Annotated in this window: 6 protein-coding genes and 1 pseudogene; 3 read left to right on the top strand and 4 right to left on the bottom strand. The window is 31.3% G+C overall.

The features are described 5' to 3' along the window. The 3 genes and pseudogenes from FTV38_RS16670 to FTV38_RS16660 form a co-directional block, all read right to left on the bottom strand. Window positions 1–486: pseudogene (locus FTV38_RS16670) on the bottom strand (hypothetical protein); the annotation flags it as partial. Further along, window positions 461–874 (bottom strand): relaxosome component, encoded by a 414-nt coding sequence (locus tag FTV38_RS16665; protein ID WP_008917002.1) that lies wholly within the window; start codon window positions 872–874, stop codon window positions 461–463. The pseudogene FTV38_RS16670 and the gene FTV38_RS16665, both read right to left, overlap by 26 nt. A 223-nt stretch (window positions 875–1,097) precedes the next feature. Further along, the gene (locus FTV38_RS16660) at window positions 1,098–1,637 is read right to left on the bottom strand and encodes a hypothetical protein (RefSeq protein ID WP_179996694.1); all 540 of its coding nucleotides are present in this window, start codon (window positions 1,635–1,637) and stop codon (window positions 1,098–1,100) included. A gap of 26 nt (window positions 1,638–1,663) precedes the next feature. Between FTV38_RS16660 and FTV38_RS16655 the strand changes: the two genes are divergently transcribed. The 3 genes from FTV38_RS16655 (at window position 1,664) to FTV38_RS16645 (ending at window position 3,326) form a co-directional block, all read left to right on the top strand. After that, window positions 1,664–1,981 (top strand): hypothetical protein, encoded by a 318-nt coding sequence (locus FTV38_RS16655; protein WP_179991742.1) that lies wholly within the window; start codon window positions 1,664–1,666, stop codon window positions 1,979–1,981. A gap of 227 nt (window positions 1,982–2,208) precedes the next feature. Next, window positions 2,209–3,069: a replication initiation protein gene (locus FTV38_RS16650; RefSeq protein ID WP_179991741.1), complete on the top strand. Its 861-nt coding sequence runs from the start codon at window positions 2,209–2,211 to the stop codon at window positions 3,067–3,069. After that, window positions 3,066–3,326 carry a helix-turn-helix domain-containing protein gene (locus tag FTV38_RS16645; protein ID WP_008917004.1) on the top strand — a complete coding sequence of 87 codons (261 nt, stop codon included), beginning with the start codon at window positions 3,066–3,068 and terminating at the stop codon, window positions 3,324–3,326. Before FTV38_RS16650 ends, FTV38_RS16645 begins: the two co-directional genes overlap by 4 nt. A 69-nt stretch (window positions 3,327–3,395) precedes the next feature. On the opposite strand, the gene FTV38_RS16640 is transcribed toward FTV38_RS16645, so the two are convergent. After that, window positions 3,396–4,449, bottom strand: a 1,054-nt coding sequence (locus FTV38_RS16640) for a hypothetical protein (RefSeq protein WP_180022993.1), incomplete at its 5' end; no start/stop codon positions are given.

The following is a 4,449-nucleotide window of genomic DNA, read 5'->3' as shown; positions in this document are numbered from 1 at the left end:
GTGATTTTCTACGTCTGTAACTGAATTTATATTATTTTCATAATTTACAACTTCACAAAATGCGTTAAATAGTTTTTTATCTGCATAGTGATAGTATGTTTTGTATGCTCTTTTATCTGCTAATGCGTTGAATGTAAGATAATTAAGTTCTAGTCGCCCTTTATCTTGATGCTGCACCCAAAGGACCGGGGGACGGTTCTCAGGTGCGATTTCTGCGAACATCATTTCTTCAAATTCTGACATGATTTTATTTTTTAAATCTTCGTCGATGTCTTTTTCTTCAAACGAAAGAACGCCCGCTGTGTATGGGTGAGAGAAGTTTTTTGATTGAATATATTCGTTAAAGTTTAAAATATCTTTCTCTGTTGTTGTAGATAAAACTTTTATATATTGTTGTTCTTCTATTTTGTCTTTACGCAATAAATAAGATAATGAGTTTTTAACGTTTCTCTGTTTGTTTTTACCTCCTATCTGTTTGTGTATCATTATAAACCTCTTTTATTTTTTCTATATCCTCTGTTAGTTCTTCAAACAAATAAGCGAATTGCTCACCGTTGGCGCTGTTAATAAAAAAATCAATATTAGCATTAATTTTTTTAGCGATTTGATTAATGTTATTAGATATATTATTTAATAGAAATAGATATTCTTTATTTCCGTTATTTTTTATTTTATTTTTTAATATTGCAGATTTATTTAAAAGTAACGCTCTTATAGCTGCTGCTCTTTTTAAATCTAATTTTTCAGCTAACAATTCAACTTCTGTTAATTCTTCGTCACTTAAACATAAAGAAATAAAATTTTTACGTTGATAGCGATCTTTATATGTTTTTTTATCTTCAATGAGAATTTTTAAATTGCTCAAATTTGCCATGTTTTTTTCCTTGTGTTTTATGTTTTGACCTTCAGGGGATTGAAGGGGCGAAGCCCCTCACAAGTAACGTAATACGAAGTATTGCGCTAACTTGCTATCTAAGGTATCCCTTACTTAAGAAATAAGATATTTTGCTTTATTGTCAATACATAAACCCCAAAATCAAAACCGATCTTGAGGTCTTTTTTCTTCTAGTTCGCTCCGCTCACTGCTACGCACTTAATTATAATCCATAGACAACTATCTGATTGTTACCAGAATAATCCTTATCCAATATATATTTAATATTAAATGTTCCTATTTCTTTATTTTTAAACTGATTTGTAAAATCTCTAAACTCTATATCGTTAGGAATTAATTCCTGATAATTTTCGATTAATACACCACTTATTGAAATCTTAACCGCTGCCTCACAAGTTCTAGTTTTATTTTTATTATCATATGCAACCTCTCGAACAGCCAACAATTGAGTATCTGCATTTTGGGTCAACGATATATCCAATGGAATAATTATGTCTTTGAAGTCTCCATTTTTATAATCATAATCAGTCAATTTTTCATAAACTAACGACGCTGGTTCATTTGGATCTAACCGTTGCTTAGCAACAAAAGCCTTATCATATTGTGATTTATAAGCTTGATTTACTAACGCGTTAGCTTCTACTGATTTACACTCAATCGGAATATCATTAGCTAATGATATGATTGGATAACAGATTGTTATTAGAGTAATTGTAGAAAAAATAAGGTGATTTTTAGGCATAACAAACCTCAAAAAAGGAATAAATAATGGATAAGATCATTTCATACTGGAAAGAATATAACATTGCACATTATGATGAAAAGAAAAGATTTTACGTGATATACGGTAAGTATAACCACTTAAATAACGAAGAAGAATCAAGAAAATGCCTAGGTCTTCATTGGGAGGACTACCCAAAGTCTAGATCTGTTTTAGCCCCTATGGTTGTAACAGCAGAAATAAAGAACTCAATTCTGGCTGGATTATTAAAAGATGGATTAGATAAAAAAAATAAAGTAGACCTTGAGAAAATACTTAAAGCTATCGAATACTTTAAAGACGAGGATTTGAAAGATAGCTATTAAGCTCAACGCTGAGAGCTGACAAAACTTGTTTTTGTTAGTTTGAAGCGTTCAAAAAGGTTTGCTTTGCTAACGCCCAAAAAACCACCCCTTTGGGGCTGTTATCTGATATGGTTAAGGCAATCACTTGACAAACTTTTTTGATGTATTAAAACATAAGAAAACAGAAACCCTATTGCTTTGAGTTTGGCGACCGTAGCAACAGGGTTTCAGAGAAAAAGGACTGCTTTATGTTTAACAACGATAATAGACAAAATTTTATAAGTCAAATGCCAATGAAGCCCTACTGTTCTGACGATTTAAGTAATGGGTTAAGAATTAGAAAAAAAGAAAAAGCGCTAGAAATGCTTTACATACAAGCTAATCAACCAGCTATACAAACTTGCTTGCTATTCGATCTAGATGAAGAAAATTGTTTTTATAAATTTGAAGAAGTTAACTTGCCTGTTCCTCACTTTATAACGAAAAGCCCCAAATCTGGCAGGTGTCATTATGGTTATATTTTGAAGAACGGGGTTTGTAAAACACAACAAGCAAAATTAAAACCGTTACGCTATGCCTCCGCAGTAGAAAACAGCATAGCAAACAGATTAGGTTCAGACCCTAACTATGTAGGGCTTATTACTAAAAACCCGTTAAATAGTCATTGGTCGCCTTGGTGGTCTGGTGCTGAATTGTATGATCTCGATTATCTCGCTGATTTTGTCGATTTAAATCAACCTAAAAGCGTTAAAGCTGAAAATTACGGATTAGGTCGCAATGTTAACCTTTTTGATGATCTGCGAGCTTGGTCTTATAAACGAGTTTTAGGGTTTAAATCTTCATCATCATTTGAACAATGGATGAAAGAAGTTGAGAGACAAGCGATCAACCTCAACGCTGTTTGTAATCAGCAAAACCCTTTGCCATTCAATGAAATAAAAGCGACAGCCCGAAGTATAGGCAAATGGACATGGAAAAATTTTGACGTTGCTAAGTTTTCAGAGATACAAAGCGCAAGGGGAAAAAAGAATCTAGGAAAGAAAAAAAATAACTATAAAAAACAAAGCGAAATATTGAATATGCTTGATTTTTTAGGAGGTAAAAAATGAGAGTAAACAGAGACGGATTAACACAAAAAGAGTTAGCAAAAAAATTTAATGTCTCAATAACAACAGTAATAAAATACACTGCTATAGACAGAGAAGATTACGAGAAAGAGGCATTAAATCGTCGCAAAACAGCGTATGAGCTACGAGAGAAGGGGCTGAGTTGGAAAGAGGTAGCGGAAGCTATGCAATGCTCTTATAACGCTGTAACGTCTCTAGCGAAGCGATACAAGCAACAAGATCTAAAAGAGAGCGTTTAGCTCTCTTTTGTTATGTGGTTCTTATAATAACTAAATAAAAAACTAAGCGTTTTTTTCATGTCTTGAATATCAGATTTTAAATCTTCGTCGTCTTTCAATTTTGTTTTGTTGCCCTTGCGTTTCTTCTTGTTTTTTAAAGAATTTTGAGACTTTTTGAGTGATGCTTTTTTTGAGTTCTTGAGTTCGTTTAAATCGCTCGATATTGTCAAAAAATAATCTAAAAAATCTGTCAACATATCTGTTTGATAGTCTAATTCTTCTTCTAATTCTTTTAGATTTCTCATTAATATATTGTTGTTCTCTACTTCTATCTTCGAATTTCGAATAAATAGATTGTTGTTCTTGATTAATGTTTTCAATTTCGCTTCCAATGCTTCTAATTCTTTGTTCTCTTGTTCTTTCTTCTGTTTTATCGCTTCTATTATTCTGCTCATTGTTTAAATTCTCTTTATTAAAATCATTATTAAAATTAAGAAAAATAAATTCATTCCTAATAAGGCTATTATTATTACTTGATATTTCAGATCTAACATCCTGAATGTCATTTGTTCTCTTATTGTTTTGTTCATTGCTATTCTTATTTTCGTTCTGTGTTCTTTTAAAGCGTTTTTTATTTCTACTTGTTCTTTTGCTAAGCTCTGCGTCAAAAACGCTCGTGTGCTCTCTGAGTGCGTTTTTAACGTACTCTCGATCTGCTCTGTGATCGATTCTTGATTCTTCGTTATAAGTTTTGTAATCTCTGCTCTGTTCATAGATATCTCCTTTTAACCTTACAGGCTTATCTTCTTCGCTAAATTTAATAGATATATAATTATCACCTGTACGATTTATAATTATATTTTTCTCTTTAGTTAAAAAATCAATTAATTCTTTTCTGTTGTTTATTTCTTCGATTGATATTTTCGCTATTATTTCTTCCTGTAATTTATTTACTATATCTTTTTTGTGTTTTGGTATTTTATTATTTAAAGTATTAATTAGCTTATTTCTTTCTTTGTGATTTTCTACGTCTATAACTGAGCTAATATTATTCTCATAATTAACAACTTCACAAAATGCGTTAAATAGTTTTTTATCTGCATAGTGATAGTATGTTTTGTATGCTCTTTTATCTGCTAATGCG

The organism is Acinetobacter sp. YH16044 (genome assembly GCF_013417145.1).
GTDB classification, from domain to species: domain Bacteria; phylum Pseudomonadota; class Gammaproteobacteria; order Pseudomonadales; family Moraxellaceae; genus Acinetobacter; species Acinetobacter amyesii.
The sequence above is the reverse complement of the archived record's forward strand: the minus strand, read 5'-3'. Positions and strand labels throughout refer to the sequence as shown.

Bases quoted from the DNA above. Each gene is read 5' to 3' on its own strand.
- FTV38_RS16665 (WP_008917002.1), bottom strand. From the start codon at position 874: ATGGCAAATTTGAGCAATTTAAAAATTCTCATTGAAGATAAAAAAACA.
- FTV38_RS16660 (WP_179996694.1), bottom strand. From the start codon at position 1,637: ATGCCTAAAAATCACCTTATTTTTTCTACAATTACTCTAATAACAATC.
- FTV38_RS16655 (WP_179991742.1), top strand. From the start codon at position 1,664: ATGGATAAGATCATTTCATACTGGAAAGAATATAACATTGCACATTAT.
- FTV38_RS16650 (WP_179991741.1), top strand. From the start codon at position 2,209: ATGTTTAACAACGATAATAGACAAAATTTTATAAGTCAAATGCCAATG.
- FTV38_RS16645 (WP_008917004.1), top strand. From the start codon at position 3,066: ATGAGAGTAAACAGAGACGGATTAACACAAAAAGAGTTAGCAAAAAAA.